20 protein-coding genes are annotated in these 19,499 nt (G+C 45.1%); 16 read left to right on the top strand and 4 right to left on the bottom strand.

The genetic code is table 11. From position 1 onward, the window contains the following. Positions 1-265 precede the first annotated feature (265 nt). Both RH45_RS22175 and RH45_RS22170 read left to right on the top strand, forming a co-directional pair. The gene (locus RH45_RS22175) at positions 266-808 is read left to right on the top strand and encodes a YcbK family protein (protein WP_008081686.1); all 543 of its coding nucleotides are present in this window, start codon (positions 266-268) and stop codon (positions 806-808) included. Between the two features lie 86 nt (positions 809-894). Next, positions 895-1,551, top strand: coding sequence for an MBL fold metallo-hydrolase (locus RH45_RS22170; RefSeq protein WP_008081685.1), 657 nt, complete (start codon positions 895-897; stop codon positions 1,549-1,551). An 81-nt stretch (positions 1,552-1,632) separates the two neighbouring features. Here RH45_RS22170 and RH45_RS22165 read toward each other — a convergent pair whose 3' ends face one another. Next, positions 1,633-2,298 (bottom strand): DUF2982 domain-containing protein, encoded by a 666-nt coding sequence (locus RH45_RS22165; RefSeq protein ID WP_008081684.1) that lies wholly within the window; start codon positions 2,296-2,298, stop codon positions 1,633-1,635. 218 nt (positions 2,299-2,516) lie between these two features. Here RH45_RS22165 and RH45_RS22160 point away from each other — a divergent pair, with 218 nt between their 5' ends. The 9 genes from RH45_RS22160 to RH45_RS22120 all read left to right on the top strand — a co-directional run bounded on the left by RH45_RS22160 (position 2,517) and on the right by RH45_RS22120 (position 11,661). After that, positions 2,517-2,888: a hypothetical protein gene (locus tag RH45_RS22160; RefSeq protein ID WP_008081683.1), complete on the top strand. Its 372-nt coding sequence runs from the start codon at positions 2,517-2,519 to the stop codon at positions 2,886-2,888. A gap of 392 nt (positions 2,889-3,280) precedes the next feature. After that, a complete protein-coding gene (locus tag RH45_RS22155) occupies positions 3,281-4,369 on the top strand; it encodes a TRAP transporter substrate-binding protein (protein WP_008081681.1) in 1,089 nt (362 codons plus the stop codon). 124 nt (positions 4,370-4,493) lie between these two features. After that, positions 4,494-5,033 carry a TRAP transporter small permease subunit gene (locus tag RH45_RS22150; protein WP_008081679.1) on the top strand — a complete coding sequence of 180 codons (540 nt, stop codon included), beginning with the start codon at positions 4,494-4,496 and terminating at the stop codon, positions 5,031-5,033. A gap of 11 nt (positions 5,034-5,044) precedes the next feature. Then, positions 5,045-6,328, top strand: coding sequence for a TRAP transporter large permease (locus RH45_RS22145; protein WP_008081678.1), 1,284 nt, complete (start codon positions 5,045-5,047; stop codon positions 6,326-6,328). An 87-nt stretch (positions 6,329-6,415) separates the two neighbouring features. Then, positions 6,416-7,771, top strand: coding sequence for a cache domain-containing protein (locus RH45_RS22140; protein WP_008081677.1), 1,356 nt, complete (start codon positions 6,416-6,418; stop codon positions 7,769-7,771). After that, positions 7,764-8,402, top strand: a complete 639-nt coding sequence (locus RH45_RS22135; protein ID WP_008081676.1) for a response regulator — start codon at positions 7,764-7,766, stop codon at positions 8,400-8,402. Before RH45_RS22140 ends, RH45_RS22135 begins: the two co-directional genes overlap by 8 nt. A gap of 69 nt (positions 8,403-8,471) precedes the next feature. Next, positions 8,472-8,813, top strand: coding sequence for a DOPA 4,5-dioxygenase family protein (locus RH45_RS22130; protein WP_008081675.1), 342 nt, complete (start codon positions 8,472-8,474; stop codon positions 8,811-8,813). A 103-nt stretch (positions 8,814-8,916) separates the two neighbouring features. Then, a complete protein-coding gene (locus RH45_RS22125; RefSeq protein ID WP_008081674.1) occupies positions 8,917-9,519 on the top strand; it encodes a 2OG-Fe(II) oxygenase in 603 nt (200 codons plus the stop codon). 267 nt (positions 9,520-9,786) lie between these two features. Next, the gene (locus RH45_RS22120; RefSeq protein WP_008081673.1) at positions 9,787-11,661 is read left to right on the top strand and encodes a methyl-accepting chemotaxis protein; all 1,875 of its coding nucleotides are present in this window, start codon (positions 9,787-9,789) and stop codon (positions 11,659-11,661) included. A gap of 61 nt (positions 11,662-11,722) precedes the next feature. Here RH45_RS22120 and RH45_RS22115 read toward each other — a convergent pair whose 3' ends face one another. After that, entirely contained in the window at positions 11,723-12,589 is an 867-nt protein-coding gene (locus RH45_RS22115) for a patatin-like phospholipase family protein (protein WP_008081671.1), read from the bottom strand. A gap of 199 nt (positions 12,590-12,788) precedes the next feature. On the opposite strand from RH45_RS22115, the gene RH45_RS22110 reads away from it, so the two are divergent. Together RH45_RS22110 and RH45_RS22105 are read left to right on the top strand one after the other, a co-directional pair. Then, positions 12,789-13,010: a hypothetical protein gene (locus tag RH45_RS22110; RefSeq protein ID WP_008081669.1), complete on the top strand. Its 222-nt coding sequence runs from the start codon at positions 12,789-12,791 to the stop codon at positions 13,008-13,010. A gap of 554 nt (positions 13,011-13,564) precedes the next feature. Beyond that, a complete protein-coding gene (locus tag RH45_RS22105; RefSeq protein WP_008081668.1) occupies positions 13,565-14,983 on the top strand; it encodes a basic amino acid/polyamine antiporter in 1,419 nt (472 codons plus the stop codon). A 44-nt stretch (positions 14,984-15,027) separates the two neighbouring features. Here the strand turns inward: RH45_RS22105 and rarD are convergent, their stop codons facing one another. After that, the gene (rarD, locus tag RH45_RS22100) at positions 15,028-15,918 is read right to left on the bottom strand and encodes an EamA family transporter RarD (protein WP_008081667.1); all 891 of its coding nucleotides are present in this window, start codon (positions 15,916-15,918) and stop codon (positions 15,028-15,030) included. Between the two features lie 275 nt (positions 15,919-16,193). On the opposite strand from rarD, the gene RH45_RS22095 reads away from it, so the two are divergent. Further along, positions 16,194-16,550 (top strand): PilZ domain-containing protein, encoded by a 357-nt coding sequence (locus tag RH45_RS22095; protein ID WP_008081665.1) that lies wholly within the window; start codon positions 16,194-16,196, stop codon positions 16,548-16,550. A 46-nt stretch (positions 16,551-16,596) separates the two neighbouring features. Here RH45_RS22095 and RH45_RS22090 read toward each other — a convergent pair whose 3' ends face one another. Next, positions 16,597-18,231, bottom strand: coding sequence for a methyl-accepting chemotaxis protein (locus RH45_RS22090; RefSeq protein WP_008081664.1), 1,635 nt, complete (start codon positions 18,229-18,231; stop codon positions 16,597-16,599). A 376-nt stretch (positions 18,232-18,607) separates the two neighbouring features. On the opposite strand from RH45_RS22090, the gene RH45_RS22085 reads away from it, so the two are divergent. Together RH45_RS22085 and RH45_RS22080 are read left to right on the top strand one after the other, a co-directional pair. Continuing rightward, the gene (locus tag RH45_RS22085; RefSeq protein WP_008081663.1) at positions 18,608-18,991 is read left to right on the top strand and encodes a nuclear transport factor 2 family protein; all 384 of its coding nucleotides are present in this window, start codon (positions 18,608-18,610) and stop codon (positions 18,989-18,991) included. A 68-nt stretch (positions 18,992-19,059) separates the two neighbouring features. Next, complete coding sequence (locus RH45_RS22080; protein ID WP_008081662.1) at positions 19,060-19,464, top strand: hypothetical protein; 405 nt, start codon at positions 19,060-19,062, stop codon at positions 19,462-19,464. Positions 19,465-19,499: the final 35 nt, after the last annotated feature.

The following is a 19,499-nucleotide window of genomic DNA, read 5'->3' as shown; positions in this document are numbered from 1 at the left end:
ACGGCTTGGTTTGAAGGTGGCAAACCCACTATCGAGAAGATATTTACCACCTAGACAGTGTGAGTTACTCACAAGGGTGACATTGACCAAAAAATGACAATCTTATTAATGTAGGAATTTTCGTAGCTAGCTCAAAGGTTAAGCAAAATAATTTAAGCTAGCTTCCATTTTTAGCACGTTTTATGCATTTGCACTTCATATAAGAGTTAGGTAGTGTCTTTGTTCGGCACGTTTCCAATAACTATTTTTATGAAGGCTGTTTGTTGTGGATTTTTCTCGCAGAGATTTTATTAAGTTAGCAGGTAGCGGGTTAGTCGTTGCGAGCTGCGCTCCGAGTGTGGCGTTTGCGGCTTACCCTGATAAACCTCGCGCATTGGCACTTAAAGCCCTAAATACCGGTGAAGCACTAGAAACGTGTTATTTTGATGGTCGCGATTATTTAAAAAAAGAATTGTCGCGCATCGACAACCTGTGCCGCGACTTCCGTCGTAACGAAGTCCATCCCATGGACAAATATCTGTTTGACCAAATCTCCTTAATTCAATCTGAGCTCGGTGTTGAAGCCGAAGTCATCGTGATTTCCGGTTACCGCTCGCCAGCGACCAATGAAGCTTTACGTGGCAAGTCCGGTGGGGTCGCTAAGAAGAGTTATCATATGCTGGGTCAGGCAATCGATTTTCGCCTAGACGGAGTGGACTTAAAGAAAGTGCGTGATGCCGCGCTCAGCCTGAAAGCCGGTGGCGTCGGTTACTATCCACGTAGTAACTTTGTTCATATTGATACTGGCCCTGTTCGTAGTTGGTCTTAATGTTCGTTTGCCGACATATCGACCTTGTCAAAGGTGTGGGCAAATGTCATAGTTCTGGCCATAGAAATTTGGAATAAGGCTTAATTATGTCACTTAAGTATCAGGTGGTCCCAGTGACCTCGTTTTCACAGAACTGCTCTATTGTTTGGTGTGATGAAACAATGAAGGGCATCGTGGTTGACCCCGGTGGTGATGTAAAGCAACTTGCAATGCTTATCAAAGAGTTAGGTGTTGATGTCGTCAACCTTGTGTTAACTCACGGGCATCTAGATCACGTGGGCGGAACAGAACCTCTCGCTGATGCGCTGGGTGGTGTTGAAATTGTTGGCCCTCATCGAGAAGATAACTTTTGGTTGCAGGGATTAGAAGGCCAAAGCCAAATGTTTGGTTTTCCTTTAACAGAAGCATTTGAACCTCATAAATGGCTCAATGAAGGTGACAAGATCACCTTTGGCAACCAGGTGATGGATGTGATTCATACACCGGGTCATACACCGGGTCATGTGGTTCTGTTTAGCCAAGAAGCCAAGCTGGCTTTTGTCGGTGACGTGTTGTTTAACGGCTCGGTCGGGCGTACCGATTTCCCGAAAGGGGACTTTAACACCCTAATTAATTCTATCAAAACCAAGCTATGGCCACTTGGCAATGACGTACGATTTGTTCCCGGACATGGTCCAGAATCGACGTTTGGCCGTGAGAGAGCGTCGAATCCATTTGTTGCCGATGAGATGCCACTCTACTAACCCTAAGTTTATTAAAAAAGACCGCTACGGCGGTTTTTTTGTTTTAGGAGCGACATTAGGAAGCCTTGTTCTTTTTGAAACTCAATCTGACTGGGCAGCGGCAAGGTATCGCCGTGCCAAACCGACAAATTCATCAGCGGGGCGATCTAAATCGTGGGCAGAGATAAAAATATCGTAGTCGAAATAACCTCTTTGGTAGGCCATTCGATTTGCTAACATGGCCTGCAAACCGTAAAACTCTTCCCCATTGGTATTTTTGTAAGGTTTTGAATCTAGGACGATATCCTCGAATTTTGTCCCTTGATTATGCTGGCGAGCTCCTAGGTAAAGCAGTGCACGTTGGCTGAGTAATATTTCAGTCGTGATCCTCGGGCAAATACTTTGCAAGTAAGGAGAGTAGTGTTTGAGCTTAATACCAATCCAGGGTAACGGCTGCTGCCAGCCTTCTTGATCGTAGTGACAAATACCTATTTTGCTAACATTGCTCCACTTGACCACCCAACCGCCTTTAAAAAGGTGCTGTTGAAAATGCGTCGCAGTGAGTGTGTATCCGACCGTTGCTTTCTGAATCATCAAGTGACCAAACCCCAACACAGAGCACACCGCGATCAGGGTCAACAATGCTTGTTGCCAACCTGGAGAAAACATTAATAGGAAAATGATTCCTATAATGAATAACCAGCTGACAATTTTGGCCATCGGAGAGCGCATGTTCAATGGTTGATTTGTGAGATGCAGTGTTTGCATAAGCCAAGCTCTTAATTTGAAAACCTCTGTTTATATATTCAGTAGTCTAAGAAAAGATCATAAACCTTATTGATTAAATTGTAGTCTGATAACAGCATATCACGCATTTTTGCCCTATAAAGCCGTCCATACTCTGTAAATGGAGGCTTTTTTTTGGTATAAAACGCGCTTCAAATTTTCACCACTGCTCCGTATGCAGTGAAATGGAGAAATACTCGATGAGACTTGCTCATAAGCGTAAAGTGCAGATGAAACTGCAAAAGCGCATTAAGGCGACAGTTGCAAATGTAGCAGCAACAAAGAAAGCTAAGCCTGTAGTTGAGAAAAAAGTAGCTGTAGAACCAGCAGCGGAGAAAGTTGTAGCAGCTAAAGCGTCAAATGTAGCGCTAACGCCAAAGCAGCAACAGGTACTTGATATCGTTGTAGCAAATGCTGAAGGCATTAACCCTAAAGGTATCGGCCTTGAAGCGGGTCAAGAAGATGCAAAAGCGGCTTCTTGGGCGACAGGCGCGCTGAAGAAACTACTAGAAGAAAACCTAGTAGTGAAAGAGCAGCTAGCGGGCAACAAAGTTATCTACAAAGCCGTTTAACGACCGCTATGCAAACCTAGTGGCAGCCATTAGGGTTACTGCTTTCAAAGCCTCGCAATGTGCGGGGCTTTTTTATGCGTTCAGGCTCATTGATGGAGTGCATTAATCACATTTATTACATTTTTTCTACAATTGTTAACATGGAAGTTCACTACGTATTTTCTGATATGTTAGGAAGGGTGGCTTGTTCTAATTGTTTGAAACTTAGTTAGAAATATTCATTCGAGTTAATTTTCTACGTATAAATACGTACTACAAAGGTCAAGTTACTCATTTAATTGTTAATGTTTGTGCGTGTTCGCGCTGATATCTTCTTTGAGCTGCCTGTTCCACTCTGTAATCGAAATAGAAACTGTCTATGAAAGGCAGGTCGGTTAACAAAGGACGTGAACATGAGTTTAATCAAACAATCTTTGAAACGAGTGTTGAAAGGCACAGCGATGGCCGCTGCGCTTGCTGTAATGGCAACTTCAGCCAGTGCTGCAGAGAAGGTGTACCGCTTAAAGCTTGCGGAAACGTGGGGACCTAACTTCCCTGTGTTTGGTGATGCAACCAAGAACATGGCTGCAATGGCTGAGAAAATGTCAAACGGTCGCTTACAGATCCGTATTGACTCAGCGAACAAACACAAAGCTCCACTTGGTATTTTTGATATGGTTAAGTCAGGTCAGTACGACTTAGGCCATTCTGGCTCTTACTACTGGAAGGGTAAAGTACCAAACACACTTTACTTCACTTCCATGCCTTTCGGTATGACGCCTGCCGAGCAATATGCATGGTTCTATCACGGCGGTGGTATGGAATTGATGGAGCAAGTTTACTCTCCACATAACCTTCTATCTTTCCCTGGTGGTAACACCGATATTCAAATGGGCGGCTGGTTCCAAAAAGAGATCAACTCTGTTGAGGATCTTAAAGGTCTGAAGATGCGTATCCCTGGATTTGCGGGTGAAATTTTGGCTGAGCTAGGCGCTAAACCAACCAATATTGCACCGGGTGAATTGTACACCTCGCTTGAACGTCGCACTATCGACGCACTTGAGTGGGTGGGTCCGTCGCTAGACTTACGTATGGGCTTCCACAAGATTGCTCCGTATTACTACACAGGTTGGCATGAGCCAGGATCAGAGCTGCAGTTCCTCGTGAACAAACGTGTATGGGAACGCTTACCAGAAGACCTGCAAGAGATTCTACGTGTCGCAATGCGCACTGCTGCGTACGACATGTACACCCAAGCAACGCATGAAAGCGGCAAAAACTGGGTGTCTATCAAGTCAGAGTACCCAGATGTGCAAGTAAAAGACTTCCCGCCATCAGTTATGCAAGCTCTTCGTGAAGCGAATGATCGCCTGCTAGCGAAACACGCCGAGAAGGACGAACTAGCGAAAGAGATTCAGAAGTCTCAAGCTGACTACCTACAGCAAGTACGTTCATGGACGGATATTTCGCATCGAGCGTATCTGAACAGCCAAGCACAATAATACAATTATAACTCATAGCTATAGGTGACAATGTCACCTATAGCGAGAAGCCCAAGAAAACTTAATTAATATAAAGCGCCTCAGGTGACTGCTGGCGCTCTTTCAAAATTCCATGGAGTTGGGAATGAGAAGTCTGATTTATGTCGAACGCCTTTTTAATCGCTTTGGTGATTTTTTAGGCTGGTTATCGAGTGTGTTGTTTATCTTACTGCTCGCCAATGTCGTCTATGACGTGGTTATGCGCTACGCATTTAACGATGTCTCTATCGCGTTTCAGGAGATGGAATGGCACTTATTCTCAGCGGTGTTCTTATTAGGTGTACCCTACGCGATTAAGGCGGGGGGCCACGTTCGAGTCGACTTGTTCTACGAACGTTTATCAAATAAAGCCCAAGCGATCATCGATATGCTTGGCACACTCTTTTTCCTCTTTCCTTTCTGCCTACTGGTCGCATACTACGGTATTGATTTTGCCAAAGAGAGTTACGCTTTAGGCGAAACATCGGGTGATCCAGGTGGTCTTCCTTATCGATGGATAATTAAAGCCATGATTCCGCTGTCATTCTTCTTTATGGCAGTCAGTGGGGTAGGTTTGTTCTTGCATTCATTGAACAAAATTGTCAACCCCCATCTCCTTCATAACGCCACGAACTCACAGAAGTAGGAGCATAGATCATGGTCGGTATAGTAATGTTTTTCGTCGCCTTGTTTGCTTTGCTGCTGGGCTTTCCCGTGGCGTTTACCTTTGGAGGTATCGCACTGATATTTGGTGTGTGGGCTGAAGGCTGGGAGATGTTCGCCTTTATGCCTTATCGTATTCAGTCCATCATGGAAAATACGGTATTAATGGCGGTTCCTCTGTTTGTATTTATGGGATTAGTGCTGCAGAAGACGCGTTTAGCCGAGCAGTTGTTAGAATCCATGGGTAAGCTATTTGGCGGCGTACGAGGCGGTATTGCGATTTCCACGGTTTTAGTGGGCGCACTGCTTGCGGCTTCCACCGGCGTTGTGGGTGCCTCTGTGGTAGCGATGGGGCTTATCTCGCTGCCTGTCATGCTTAAGTACAATTACGACAAAGGTCTTGCTTGTGGCACCATCTGTGCGTCAGGAACACTGGGTCAAATCATTCCACCTTCTATCGTATTGATTTTACTTGGCGATGTACTAGGTGTACCGGTTGGTGACCTGTTCCAAGCAGCGGTTTGGCCTGGACTGGTCCTTGTTGGGGCGTATGTCGTTTACATCCTAATCTACGCCAAATTGCACCCTGAGGCGGCGCAGCCAATCCCAAGTGACGGCAGTGTCAGTCGTAAACAAGAGGTCATTACTGCATTGAAAGCTGTGGTTCCACCATTAGCACTGATTGTTGTGGTACTTGGCTCTATATTTGCGGGCGTCGCAACTCCGACCGAGTCAGCGGCGTTAGGCGGAGCAGGTGCGATCGTATTGGCGATTTTATACCGCCAGTTTAGCTGGGGCATGGTTTACGACGCGTCGAAAGAGACGGTCAAAGTGACCGCTATGGTGTTTGCGATATTACTGGGTGCAACGGCTTTCTCGATGGCGTTTACCTATACAGGTGGTGATTATCTAGTTGAAGAGTGGATGTTGCAAATCCCGGGTGAGAAATGGGGCTTCTTGATCATCACTATGCTGGTCATTCTGATCCTAGGCTTCTTCATCGATTTCGTTGAAATCTGTTTCATCATAGTGCCAATTTTGGCTCCGATTGCTGAGATTTTAGGTATCAACATGACGTGGTTTGCTATTTTGATTGCCATGAACTTACAAACTTCTTTCTTAACCCCACCATTTGGATTCAGTTTGTTCTATTTGAAAGGGGTAGCACCGAAAGGCGTGACCACGCAAGACATCTACCGAGGCGTGATGCCATTTATCGCGATTCAGATATTAGTACTCGCTAGTTTGTTGGTTTTCCCAGAGTTTTATGGAATGTGACCGCGAAGTTACAGCTAATTAACAATCATTGTTATAGTAGAGCCGTTTACATCATGTAAGCGGCTTTGTTGTATTAAGGGGAAAGGGATGCCTCTACAAGCGAAATTAATCGTGCTCAATCTACTGCCACTGTTATTGGTGACGGCGATCACCAGTTGGATTTCCATCTATCAAGCGCAGACACTGGGAGAGAAGGAAGCGGAGCTTTTTCGCGCGGCTTTGATCAAATCAAAAGAGACCGCGTTAAAAGACAGCGTCGATTTAGCCTTTGACGCAATTGCCCACGTTTACAATGACCCTTCCTTGCCCGAAGCTGTCGCGAAGCAGGAGGTTAAATCGATCATTCACAAGCTTCGCTACGGAACGGATGGATACTTTTTTGCGTACGATGAAAACGGCGTTAATCTCGTCCATCCGATGATCCCCGATCTTGTGGGCCAAAACCTAATCGATATTCAAGATGAAAATGGCGATTTCTTGATTGAAGCCTTGCTCCATCAAGCTCGAAGTGGTGGCGGCTATCATCAGTATTTGTGGCAAAAACCCTCTTCGGGCGAAAGTGTACCAAAATTAAGTTACGCCGCTTGGTTAGAAAAGTGGAATTGGATGATAGGGACTGGGCTTTATATTGAAGACATTACCGATGAAGTCGCCCGATTAGAGTCAGAAATAAGCACCAATATTGAAACGACTTTTTTCACCGTGATTGTGATAGTAATAGTGACCGTTGCCGTTATCGTGGTGATCACTTTAGCGGTAAACCTTCATGAACATAAGCTCGCTGACCGCAGTTTAAAGGAACTGGCGCATAAGACAGTGATGTTTCAAGAGGACGAAAAGAAGCACCTTGCTCGGGAGTTACATGACGGGATAAACCAATTACTGGTATCGAGTAAGTGTCACCTTGAGTTGTTAAGTAGCAAGATTGACGAAGCCGATCTGCAGCAGCACATTTCGAAATCGCAGAATTCATTGATGACGGCGATCAATGAGGTTCGACATATATCGCACCAGCTTCGTCCGAGTGCGCTTGATGATATTGGTCTACAAGCCGCGATGAGTAGCCTACTGCAAGATTTTCAATCACACTCTGGTGTGGAGATTGAATCGTCATTATTGACACAACCGGGTCGGCTAAAATCTGAAGTCGCCACCACCTTGTATCGGGTAGCACAGGAGTCTTTGACCAACATCGAAAAACACGCACAAGCGAATAAAGTCAGCGTGATTTTGCAGCAAATGGGTAATATGTTACAGCTGATCATTCGTGATGATGGGGTCGGGTTCGATGTGAGTGCTTCGATGCGTAAAAGTGGTATCGGCTTACGTAATATGCGTGAGCGGGTTGAATTTATCGGTGGTGATTTTGACATTGAGAGTGAGCCGGGGTTTGGTACCGAAATCACCGTGTTACTGGAATTAGATGGATTAGTGTATGGGTGATGTAATTAAAGTAGTCATTGCGGATGACCACCAAGTCGTACTCGATGGATTTATGGCTCGCCTGCAAATGGAGCCTGAAATCGATGTTATTGGCACGGCCAGTAATGGCTTAGAGGCAGTGGAAGTGGTTAAGGAGCTTAATCCAGATGTGGTATTGATGGATGTGAGTATGCCAATAATGAATGGTATCGAAGCGACCAGCATGATCCGCGAAGATAACCCCGAAGCAAAAGTGTTGATGCTCACGATGCATGACAATCGTGAGTATATTATGAAAGTGATGCAGGTTGGTGCTGTCGGATACATGCTCAAGGAGATCTGCGCGAGTAAAATGGTTCAAGCGATCAAAACCGTCAATCAAGGGTCAACCTACTTTTGTGAATCAGTGACTCAAACGCTTTTTTCGCAGCAAGTGATACCAGCTGCTCAGAAGCCAAACCCGCTTAGCCGAAGAGAAGAAGCGGTGCTTAAACTCGTAGCTCAGGGACACAGTAGCAAGAAGGTGGCTTCTATGTTGAACATCAGCTATCGCACGGTAGAAACTCACCGTCAAAACATAAAGCATAAACTGGATATTCACAGTACGGCCGAGCTGGCAAAATATGCGGTTGAGCAAGGGTTGGTGAGTTGACGGCTGTGATTGATCGACATCGACAAGCGGTGTTAGCATGTCGATGAGTCAAATAGTGAAGAAGTAACAATGAGTTATCCGGTAAATCTATATCAAAACTATCATGCCCATATCTACTTTGATCAGCAAAGCCAAGATTTGGCCTACGAAATTCGCCGCGTTGCCGAGCAAGAAAAGCAACTGATTGTCGGTAACTTTAACCAAAAACTCGTTGGCCCTCATTTATCGTGGAGTTTTTCCATCGACTTTTCTCACCTTGAATTCGAACAGGTTGTCGCTTGGTTAGACGTTGTTCGTCAAGAGTTGTCGGTGCTCGTTCATGCCGTGACGGGTGATGACTTAAAAGACCATACAGAGTTTGCTTATTGGCTGGGCAAGCCAGTGCCGCTAAACACGGCGATTTTCGAGTAGAATTAAACAATCTTACCTTGACGACAAAGAATCGGATTTGTCGCCCAAATAGGTGGTGTGTATAAGGCGTCCTCTGATTTTAATTGTTCGGATAGCCACCACTATGAACCAACTCATCGATGCGTTATTTACCCAAGGTTATTATGTTTGGGATGATTTCCTAACCCCGTCACAAGTAGCGCAACTTCGCGACTGTATCCCAGAAAACTGGAAAAAAGCGCGCATTGGGCGTAACGAAGAGGTCACGCGCGAGGCTTCGATCCGAAGCGATAAGATTCAGTGGCTAAGGCCAGAGATGGGTCAGCCAGTCTCAGCTTTCCTAGATAAGATGGAACAGATTCGATTGGAAGCAAACCGTCACTTTTTTCTTGGTTTGTTTGAATACGAAGCGCATTTTGCCAAGTACGAAAAAGGCGATTTTTACCAAAAGCATTTAGACTGCTTTCAAGGCAATGAAAACCGTCGCCTCACCACTGTTTTCTATATGAATGAGGAGTGGAACGAGGCAGATGCTGGAGAGTTAGTGGTTTACGATCTCAATGATAAACCGTTGCTTACTCTGCCACCGAAAGCAGGTCGATTGTTTGTGTTCTTCTCTGAGCTGTTCCCTCATGAAGTGCTCCCAACCCAAAGCGAGCGCTTTAGTATTGCTGGCTGGTTTCGCGTCAATGGGGTGAAAGACAACTTCATTGATATTGCTCATTAATAAAACGGCGGCCGCGATCATGCGGCCTCTTTTGTGAATATGATTTTGAACTAAACTTACTTCCTGCCGCTAAATAAATGATTTTGCGCAGGTTATTAATATCGATTTAGTATGATTAATTATGATTAAGCTAAAATGATTAACATTTTTTACCTCTTGTCGCTAATCTAGCCAGACAAGGATTTAGTGAGATTAATTAGAAAGGAGAGTCAGTCATTAATACTGAGGAGCGGTATCAGTGCGCACCTCACAAAGAGAAGATAACCTGTGTTGAGTTTTAAAGCTAAGCTGTTAGTTAGCAAACTATTGCTACTTATCGTATCCCTCGCCACCTTGGCGTACTTTCAATATTCCTTTCTTCATGCCGACCGAGAGAAGGAAATCCACAATACCATTGAATCAGTTCTTCTTGGTGTAGAGACCACCATCGAGTCAGAAATTTCTGGCTGGCAGAACCTTGCCCAGTCGACCACTCAGACCATTGAGCACGAGTTCAGCGCTAACAGTATTCAGCAAGTGATCGAGCAACCTAAACTCAAAGAGTTGTTTGTTGCCGCGGGCATTGGTTTAGAAGCGGATGGAGGTATTTTAGAGAATGTGCCGGATTGGCTTCCGGATGCAAATTGGGATTCTCGTGATAGGCCTTGGTATCAAAAAGCGAAGCAGCAAAGACAATTAATCGTCACTGAACCTTATATCGACGTAAACACTAAGCAGCAAATGGTGTCTATTTCTGCTCCCGTTGAAGTTAATGGTGTATTTAAAGGTGTGACCTTTTTTGATGTTAGTCTCGCAGTGTTGAGTCAAAAAGTGAATCAGGTGTCTCCGATGAACGCCGGTTACTTGTTCTTAATGACAAAAGACGGCCACATTATTTCTCACCCAAACAGTGACAATAATGGTAAGTCATTAGCTGATGTGTATCCGGAGCTAAACTTGGGCGAATCTGAGCAAAGACTGACATTAGCAGGCGAGCCGCAAATCGTTCAGCAGCTTCCGCTGAAAGAGCATGACTGGATCATCGGTTCAGTACTGAGTGAAGAGTTGGTCTATCAGTCACTCAATGATATGCGCGATCAAACCATTATCTACTTATTGGCGGTGACGCTCATTGCTATTGTTGTACTTGGGTTCACAGTATCTGCATTACTTAAGCCACTAGGACAAATGACAAGTGGCATCAACAGTTTGTCATCCAGCAATGTGAAGAAAGATCTGACTTACCGCCTAAATACTGAAATCGATAAAGAATTTTCCCATATTGCCAGTGCCTTTAACGGCTTTGTTGAAATGCTGCAACACAACATCCAGTCGTCTAAGTCACTGTCGCAAGAACTGACTTGGGCAACAGATACCGCGGTGGGGAACTCAGAAAAGTCTGAAGCGGCAATCTTGCAGCAACAGCAAGAAGTGGAACAGCTTGTGACGGCATTAAATGAGATGAGCAGTACGGCGCAAGAGATGGCAAGGAACACACAAAGTGCAGCCCACGCGGCCAACCAAGCGCATGGAGCTTCTGAGTCTGGCGTAGATACCGCGAGAAAATCGAGTGCGACAATCCGTGAACTGTCTGATTTGGTGACTCAATCAGAGCAGGATGTGAATCAGCTAAACCTTTCGGCTGAGAACATTAAGAGTTTACTGCATGTCATCAGCGAGATTTCCGATCAAACCAACTTGCTAGCACTTAATGCAGCGATTGAAGCGGCAAGGGCGGGCGAATCAGGGCGCGGTTTTGCTGTCGTAGCCGATGAAGTTCGTCAACTGGCTAAGCGAACTCAAGATGCAACAACCGATATTTCGAACATTTTGGGCGAGCTTGAGTCTCATACTACTCAAGTCGCTGGCTCCATGTCTGAGAGCATTAAGCAAGCTGAAACAGCCATCGTCAGCATGCAAGAAGTGGAAAGCGAGTTGGTTTCGATCTCAAGTGCGGTACAATCGATTAACGACATGAACGTTCAAATTGCTACCGCAGCCGAAGAGCAGAGCATTGTTGTGGAAGAAATCAGTACCAATGCCACCAATATTCACGAGTTGTCTAGCCAAGTGACTGAGCTAGTAACGGACACTCGCGTTGGTGTTCAGCAACTTAAACAGCGCAGCGATCAAAACAGCACCTTAGAAGCGTTCACAGTTTAGATTTGCGAGTTAAGTGCCTTAGTCACACGCTTTGAGTGTGAGACTAAGGCACTGTATTTTGCTACAGGCAAAAATGACAGTTTTCTTCGGTTAAGCCGTAAGTCCCGTCACGACTGGCGAGATGCTTATTACCTTCCTCTATTCCCATTTCATAACCTGCCAACAAGACCTCTTGTCTCATGGTAAGCCGCTTCACTTTGAAGTTCTCCTGAGGGGCAATCACTCGAACGGTAACATCCGCTGGTGGCTGCCTTATGAACTCTAGCGATTGATTGTAACGACTTGCTCTGTTAGCCATCGCTTTTGCGATCATTGGATGCTTAGCGAGCAATTTATCCATTAGCCATGAGTGCTTCGCTTGCGGCATCTGATAACTTAATGGATGAGAGAGTACTACGGTAATCTCCTTAGCGCCTCTTCGATAAGCTTCTATAACAGGAATAGAGTCTGCAACGCCTCCATCGGTATAGCAACCACCAGAAAAACAAGGCGTCGATTTGTAGGCAATAGGTAGGGCGCTGGTCGCTTCTAGTACCGATTCTAAATTCTCTTCGTTGACTTGATAGTAATCAGCATCGCCAGTTTCGATGTTGGTTGCTGCCGCGATCAGTGGCAAATTGTTGAACAAGGTGTCTTTATTGAGTGGAAACTGCTGCTCTGACTCTCTGATCAACCAGTCGACATCGATGAGGTTTCCACCTTTCAAGAAACGCTTCGGGTTGTAAAAACACCTATCTGTCGCTAGCTGTGTAATCACTTGTAAACTTCGCTTCGGCTGTTTGGCGAGATAGCCAGCTAAATTAGACGAACCCGCCGATACCCCAATAGCAAAATCGTATGGGTAATAATCCTGTTCAATAAACGAATCGAGAACGCCTGCAGCAAAAATGCCGCGCATAGCGCCCCCTTCAACAACAAGTGCTTTCATAATGATCCCAAAGTCAAAGTTATGGAATCATCGTAGCGAGGGCAGGGACTCGGGGCTAATCGTCTGCTCGAATCAATAAGATAGGTAAAACCTAATAGCGCATGCGATGGACGTGAATATACTGGTTGTATGAACAGTAAAGTTTGACGAAAGAAAAAGTTTAACTATACTGTATATAAAACCAGTAAGGAGGTGGCATATGATCTGGGAAACCATTGAACGCGTTAACCGCCTGCGTCAACAGGCGCTTTCTGATCCTGAGTTTATTCAATCTGCAAAAGCGCATGAGCAAGCGATTCGACAACAAGACAATAAGGCCGAGGGCGTCAACTCTCGTTCTAAAAAAGCTAAGCAGCGCACCTTAGCGGACATATACAAGCAAACAGAACACTCCGCGCATTCTGAACAGCGTCAACATTAAATTGAGATAGAGCAGCGAAGGCTGCTCTTTTTGTGTCTGGGGGGGCGACATGCAACGCTTCCTTGATCTGGTCATTATTGAATCCCCAAAAAAAAGACCACTTTCGCACCCGTGTCGTGGTAAATATGGGGAAAGCGGTCGCACCACAGGAAGTAATGGAATAGACGTTGCTATTTCTCAGTAGGATAAATCAAGTGTAGTTCAGCGATTGACGAATACAGTTGAGAGTCACGAATATGTGAATAAATTCCATACATTGTGGGATAAATAGTCAAATATTCTGTTAGTATTTTGTTTTTATATATGTTGAAAATTGCGTTATAACTGGTGATATATTTGCTTTATTCAATGTCTATCAGTATTTATGCGCTGTTTTTGTTTTTCTAATTAGGCTTTAGTTATTATAATCCGCTCCCAGAATTGATCGGCAACAATGAAAGTTAGGATTTAACCACTTTCTATGCGATATAGCTCACACCTGATCTGCCTGTTAATTCCGTTTCGGCGTAAAATACGTCTCCTAAAAATAGAAACCTGTTCCCCGGATAATGACAATGGATAACAAATTAGGCTTGAGCTCGCTCACTGCGATTGTCATCGGCTCCATGATTGGTGCTGGTGTATTTAGCTTGCCACAAAATATGGCCGCCGTAGCTAGTCCTGCTGCGGTAATGATCGGTTGGACCATTACTGGCGTGGGGATGATCTTCCTTGCGCTGTCATTTCAAAAGTTGGCTTTCCATCGTCCTCATGTCGATAGCGGGGTATTTGGTTACGCGAAAGAGGGCTTTGGTGACTTTGTTGGCTTTTGCTCCGCGTGGGGATACTGGTTGAGCGCAATGTTAGCGAATGTCTCCTACCTAGTTATCGTCTTTAGCACCTTGGGCATGTTGTTTGATACGCCAGAGACGATCATCTTTGGACAAGGCAATACTTGGGTCTCGGTGCTGGGTGCGTCGTGCTTACTTTGGATGGTTCATGCTTTGGTCCTTCGTGGCGTTCAAACCGCAGCGTTGATCAATATGGTTACCACTTACGCGAAGTTAGTGCCGCTAGTTATCTTTGTTTTGTGTGCTCTGTTTGCCTTCAGTTGGGACACTTTCACATTAGACTTTACCGGTTTGCACTTTGGTGAGCAGCATGACCTGTTATCTCAAGTCAAAAGCACCATGTTAGTGACGGTATGGGTGTTTATTGGTATAGAAGGGGCTGTGGTGGTGTCAGGCCGCGCTCGCAATCGAAAGGATATTGGTCGTGCGACAATATTAGGTTTGCTGACCGCATTATCGATTTATGTCTTTGTCACCTTGCTTTCCATGGGGGTGATTAAGCCTACAGAATTAGCGCATTACCAGAATCCGTCAATGGCAAAAGTGCTGACTCATATCCTTGGGCCGTGGGGACAATACATTATTAGTATTGGATTACTTATCTCTGTCTGTGGTGCATTTTTGAGCTGGACGGTTTTAGCCTCTGAAGCACCCTATTTATGTGCTAAAGAGAAAATGTTCCCAGCGCGTTACGGTAAGCTAAACAACGCGGGAAGCCCGGTTAAGCCACTGACTTTGACCAATGTATGTATTCAAGTTTCGCTGATTGCGGTTATGTTTGCTGGTAGTACGTACGATACATTGTTGATCATCGCGTCTGAAATGATCTTAGTGCCTTATTTCCTTGTTGGTGCCTTTGTGCTAAAAATCGCCATTGTTGAGAAAAACCGTGGCAGTCTGTTAGCGATTGGTGCTGGTGCGACCGCTTATGGCATCTGGCTTCTGTATGCTTCGGGCTTAAACTACCTACTGCTTTCGGCTATTCTTTATGTTCCGGGGTTGTACTTCTATATTCAAGCAAAGAGAGAACAAGGGATTAACCCGTTTGAAGGCAAAGAGAAGCTAGGTGCTTGCGCATTAAGCGTTGTGGCTTTACTCGCGGTAGGGTTGATGTCGCAGGGAATGCTAAGCGTGAGCCTCTAAACCCAAAACCCCCCGATGTTCGGGGGGTTTATTAGGCTGGCCGGTCAGGCTTTGCGAAGCTTATGTCGAGTTCGTAAGCTCTCCAATACGATAAAGAGTAGCCCCGCCCATATGAAGCTGAAGCTGACCAATTTGACTTGGTCAAACAGCTCTCCAAAGAGGAAAATGGCAATCAAGAATTGAATTGAAGGTTCAATATACTGCATTAGGCCTACCGTCGACATAGTGGTCAACCTGATGGCAATCGAGTAGAACACAAGTGGGATTAAAGTGGCAGGTGCTGCGCCCATGTATAAGCTAAATACTTGCCATCCTTGATGTAACGACTCGGTGCCCAGTGACCATTCTTTAAACAGCAGATAGCTGAGTGCAAAGGGTGTTAGCACTAATGCTTCCATAAACAGACAAGTGCTCCAATCGTAACGGATCTTCTTTTTGCACCAGCCATATAAAGTAAAAAAGACGGCCATCAATAGTGCGATGACAGGGATCTGACCGTATTGGATGATTTGATAGCTTATACCGATGGCGGCGAGAGAAAGCGCCACTTTCTTGCCTAGCGATAGAGACTCACCTAATACAAAGACTCCTAACGCGCTCATCATCAACGGACTGATGAAAAATCCGAGGCTTGCATCAATTACTCGATCGTTAGTGAGTGCCCAGGTGAATGCCGCCCACGAGATAGACATCATCAAACTACCAAGAAAGGTGAGTTTGAGTGAATACTTATCTGCCCATAGTGCTTTTAAATTAGGTAGCCTTTTTGTGATGGCTAGCACAATAATGAGGCCGCATGGTACTGAAGCCACTAGTCGAACTGCGAGCAATTCATCCGTCGCAGCGTTGGGTAAAAACTGATAGTAGAGTGGAAGTATTCCCCATAAAAAGAAGGAGATAGCTGCCATCCAATTGCCTAAACGTTGCTCAGACATGGTATTACTCGTTGAGTGAAATCTGGGCGAAATTTACTCGTCTTGTCTCATAAAGTAAAGAGAATTTTAATTTAGATAATGCCCTTATATATCAATAGTTTATGATAGCTTTGAGTTTTGTTTTTATCCATTTTGATAAATTATCTAAAGCATTGTTTTATATGGCCGATATCAATGGGTAGTGAAGTGTCGCGCGTTTTTTGATAACGTGTAGCAGAGGTTAGGAACTATAATAATGGAATGGCGTTAAACATGGGGTTAAAAGGAGCGTTGACATGAATGATGTAGAGCAGAAGCGTAAATTTTACCGCCTTAAATATCCACGACGTGGCAGACCAAGTGTGCGTTTCTCACAAGAACTGTTTCATGTCAGTGAAGTCTCAGAGGGTGGCATTCGAGTCATCATGAACAACTTCTCTAACCTGTATAAAGGGTTAAGCATGAAAGGGGTGTTATCACTGCATAATGACTGTGAAGTATCCATAGAAGGTGCTGTGCTGCGTTTTGATGATCAAGAAGTGATCGTACAGCTAAAGAAAGGCCCTTCGTTTAAAAACATGGTCGAAGAGCAGCGCCACATACGTAAGAATTATCCAAGGCATTTTGAGCGCTTACGAGTTCAAGCTGCTTAATAAAAAACGGGGCCAAATAGGCCCCGTTTTTTTATGCGTGCTACCGTCACACCTTAAATTGCGCGACCAACTCATCTAGCGTTTCGCACTGAGCAGAAAGTGCAACACAGGCATTTTCCGCGCTGCTTACCATCTCTACCATCTGGTTACTGTTGTCGAGTATTCTTACCACGTTGTTGTTGACTTCGTCACTGACACTATTTTGCTCACTGGCCGCCGTTGCGATTTGAGTGTTCATCTCGTTCATGAGCGTAATAGACGCCATAATTTCGCGCAGCGAGTCAGACGCGCCTCCCGCACTCACAATGGTTTGTTGACCACTGTCTTTACTTGCTTCCATCACTGAGACAGCTTCGCGCGCACCTTGTTGCAATCGTTCAATCATGGAGTGAATTTCACCGGTACTTTCTTGGGTACGGCTTGCCAGCGAGCGTACCTCATCCGCAACGACGGCAAAACCGCGCCCTTGTTCACCCGCTCGAGCGGCTTCAATCGCAGCATTTAGCGCGAGTAAATTGGTTTGATCAGCAATACCTCGGATCACATCGAGTATTGAAGCAATGTTACTGACATCGGCATCAAGGTTATGAATAACTTGACTAGCGTTATCTATTTCATTGGCGAGCGTTTCGATAGAAGAAACCGTCGCCGTTAGGACTTTATCGGTACTGTGTGTTTCGTCATTGGCCTTTTGGCTAGCATGCGCGGCTTCCTCTGCACTAGACGCGACGGTGTGGCTGGTGGCCTGCATTTCGTTTACCGCAGTCGCGACCATTTCACTTTCTTGTTGTTGTTGACCTGAGAATTCAGCCACGGTTTGAGTGAGAGTCTTAATGTTCTCCATTTCTGCTCGCACAGCATTGGAAGAGATAATGACTTGCTCTACTGTGGTATGAATGCGGCTTACAAACGAATTAAAACCTTGTGCAAGTTTACCCAATTCATCATTAGTAGTGACTTCAATCCGTTTTGCAAGATCTCCGTCTCCACTGGCAATCTCTTGCATTGCTACACCAATATCATTAATCGGCTTGAGAACTAAGCGATTTGAAATCCAAAATGAAAGTACAACCAATAAAACGGCAATTGCGGCACCAGCTTCGATGACAAACTTACTGTAGGTGATTGAATCTGAAACGTCACTGCGAAGTCTCAATTGTACCTGCTCTACGCTCTCTCGAACGGCACCTAGGTGGTTTTTAATCACCTTAAACTCTGATTCAAGCGCTGCTTCGTTACGAGCAAAGTAGCTGCTGGCATTATCAATGTCGGCGAACATAGGTTCGTAAAGCTTGACCCAACGTGTGGTGGCCGTAGTGAGTTCGTCGGCAACTCGGCGTTGGCTTGGCTCTAGATAACCTTTGTCAATGAGCGAGCGCATCTTGGCAAATCTTGGCTCCGCTTTGTACGCGTTGTCCTTGAACTCTTCAATGCTGTACTCAAGTTGTTGTGGGGTTTTGGCTAGCATAACGCCTTGAGCTGCGGTGATCACTTGATAAAGGTCGCGGTAGCCATCTTCTAGTGCTTCCATGACAGGCTGGACATCGCTATTGAGCTGATGATTCAGTGTTTGCTGTTGATTTGCTTGGAAGACGTTAATGAGAGTAATAATCGCGATAACTAAGGCGAGCAACACAATAGGCAGAGCCAGTTTGTGTTTAATGGTCAGTCGTTGCAGCATGACTTTTTTCCTAGAGTATGAGTAGATTTCAACACTCGATGACAAAGTACGAGCATTGAAAGTTGTTGCTTAAGCAAAGGATGCAATATGACGCGCGTATTATCAAACAATAGTTGGCCTAAGTAGTTAATAAAATAAAGTTTTTTTATGATTTGCCTCGCATTTGGACAAAGATGAAGGAGTCAACAAGAAACTGCGCTGCTTTTCACCTATAAGCAACCGTTTGCTTTTGAGAAGGGTGTTGTTTATGTGATTAAGCTCATAGATATTAGCTGGTCACATTGGTGTTGTTTATGGTTATATTGCTCGGTAATTTAGACTGTCGATAATTAGATTGCCGGTCATCGTGATTGTTTTGATAACGCGAAGAGGAATAATGGACGCAAAACAGATAGTGCTTGCCTATTGGCAAGCGATGGAAAGCAACGACTTCGCCGCAGCAAGTCAGTGGCTCAGTGAGGATTTTGAGCTTGTTTGGCCTCAGTCGGCAGAACGCATTCTTGGTCGGGAGAATTTTGCGGCTTTAAACAGTCACTATCCAGCTAAGGGGCGTTGGCAGTTTTCTATTGAGCGTATTGTTTCGCAGGGCGAGCAAGTCGTGACGGACGTATGTGTGACAGATGGTGAACGCCAAGATCGTGCAATCACTTTTCACACCGTGCAAGGGGAGCGTATTGCCAAGCAAATCGAATATTGGCCTGAAAATTACCCCGCTCCAGAGTGGCGAGCGAAGTGGGTTGACTCCATTGTTTCTGTTTAACACTCGTGTTTGAACTGAACCTTTTACTCGATTTTATTTACCGTTTTCATTAGTAAAAGAGACGTTACATGTATAAAGAAGCAGACTTTTCGCTCCAAGGTGAATCCTTTCGTTTTAAAAAAGACGAATACCCGTTAAAGCGAATTAACAACATCCGAGTTAAACGGCTTAGCTGGATGGATAACCTAGGCCAGATCGCTTTCTGGGTATGTTTGTTCTCAGGAGCCGTTTGGTTGGCGGTGATTGAGTTTCCAGTTGTCCCTACTTTTCTACAGGTTTTGTGCGCCAGCCTGACCATGTTTGGCTTTGTGTTTGCGATACTGCGTTGCTCTCGCTACGCGTTGCAAGTGGAGTTCCGCCATGTCGATGAAACAGGTTTGCAATGGGTTAATGTTGCCAAATCTTATTCTCATCAGGATGGTGAACTGTTTGCAAAGCAGGTCGATGAATTTAGGCAACTCCTCTCGCGTTAAGTGGTAACGGCTTCCTCGTGAAGCCGTTTTCTTCA

Source organism: Vibrio sinaloensis DSM 21326, from assembly GCF_000189275.1.
In the GTDB taxonomy this organism is placed as follows: Bacteria; Pseudomonadota; Gammaproteobacteria; order Enterobacterales; family Vibrionaceae; genus Vibrio; species Vibrio sinaloensis.
This window is presented reverse-complemented; position numbering and strand designations above follow the sequence as displayed.

Bases quoted from the DNA above. Each gene is read 5' to 3' on its own strand.
- RH45_RS22150 (WP_008081679.1), top strand. From the start codon at position 4,494: ATGAGAAGTCTGATTTATGTCGAACGCCTTTTTAATCGCTTTGGTGAT.
- RH45_RS22090 (WP_008081664.1), bottom strand. From the start codon at position 18,231: ATGCTGCAACGACTGACCATTAAACACAAACTGGCTCTGCCTATTGTG.
- RH45_RS22125 (WP_008081674.1), top strand. From the start codon at position 8,917: ATGAACCAACTCATCGATGCGTTATTTACCCAAGGTTATTATGTTTGG.
- RH45_RS22130 (WP_008081675.1), top strand. From the start codon at position 8,472: ATGAGTTATCCGGTAAATCTATATCAAAACTATCATGCCCATATCTAC.
- RH45_RS22110 (WP_008081669.1), top strand. From the start codon at position 12,789: ATGATCTGGGAAACCATTGAACGCGTTAACCGCCTGCGTCAACAGGCG.
- RH45_RS22095 (WP_008081665.1), top strand. From the start codon at position 16,194: ATGAATGATGTAGAGCAGAAGCGTAAATTTTACCGCCTTAAATATCCA.
- RH45_RS22145 (WP_008081678.1), top strand. From the start codon at position 5,045: ATGGTCGGTATAGTAATGTTTTTCGTCGCCTTGTTTGCTTTGCTGCTG.
- RH45_RS22135 (WP_008081676.1), top strand. From the start codon at position 7,764: ATGGGTGATGTAATTAAAGTAGTCATTGCGGATGACCACCAAGTCGTA.
- rarD (WP_008081667.1), bottom strand. From the start codon at position 15,918: ATGTCTGAGCAACGTTTAGGCAATTGGATGGCAGCTATCTCCTTCTTT.
- RH45_RS22140 (WP_008081677.1), top strand. From the start codon at position 6,416: ATGCCTCTACAAGCGAAATTAATCGTGCTCAATCTACTGCCACTGTTA.
- RH45_RS22105 (WP_008081668.1), top strand. From the start codon at position 13,565: ATGGATAACAAATTAGGCTTGAGCTCGCTCACTGCGATTGTCATCGGC.
- RH45_RS22160 (WP_008081683.1), top strand. From the start codon at position 2,517: ATGAGACTTGCTCATAAGCGTAAAGTGCAGATGAAACTGCAAAAGCGC.
- RH45_RS22080 (WP_008081662.1), top strand. From the start codon at position 19,060: ATGTATAAAGAAGCAGACTTTTCGCTCCAAGGTGAATCCTTTCGTTTT.
- RH45_RS22085 (WP_008081663.1), top strand. From the start codon at position 18,608: ATGGACGCAAAACAGATAGTGCTTGCCTATTGGCAAGCGATGGAAAGC.
- RH45_RS22165 (WP_008081684.1), bottom strand. From the start codon at position 2,298: ATGCAAACACTGCATCTCACAAATCAACCATTGAACATGCGCTCTCCG.
- RH45_RS22155 (WP_008081681.1), top strand. From the start codon at position 3,281: ATGAGTTTAATCAAACAATCTTTGAAACGAGTGTTGAAAGGCACAGCG.
- RH45_RS22170 (WP_008081685.1), top strand. From the start codon at position 895: ATGTCACTTAAGTATCAGGTGGTCCCAGTGACCTCGTTTTCACAGAAC.
- RH45_RS22115 (WP_008081671.1), bottom strand. From the start codon at position 12,589: ATGAAAGCACTTGTTGTTGAAGGGGGCGCTATGCGCGGCATTTTTGCT.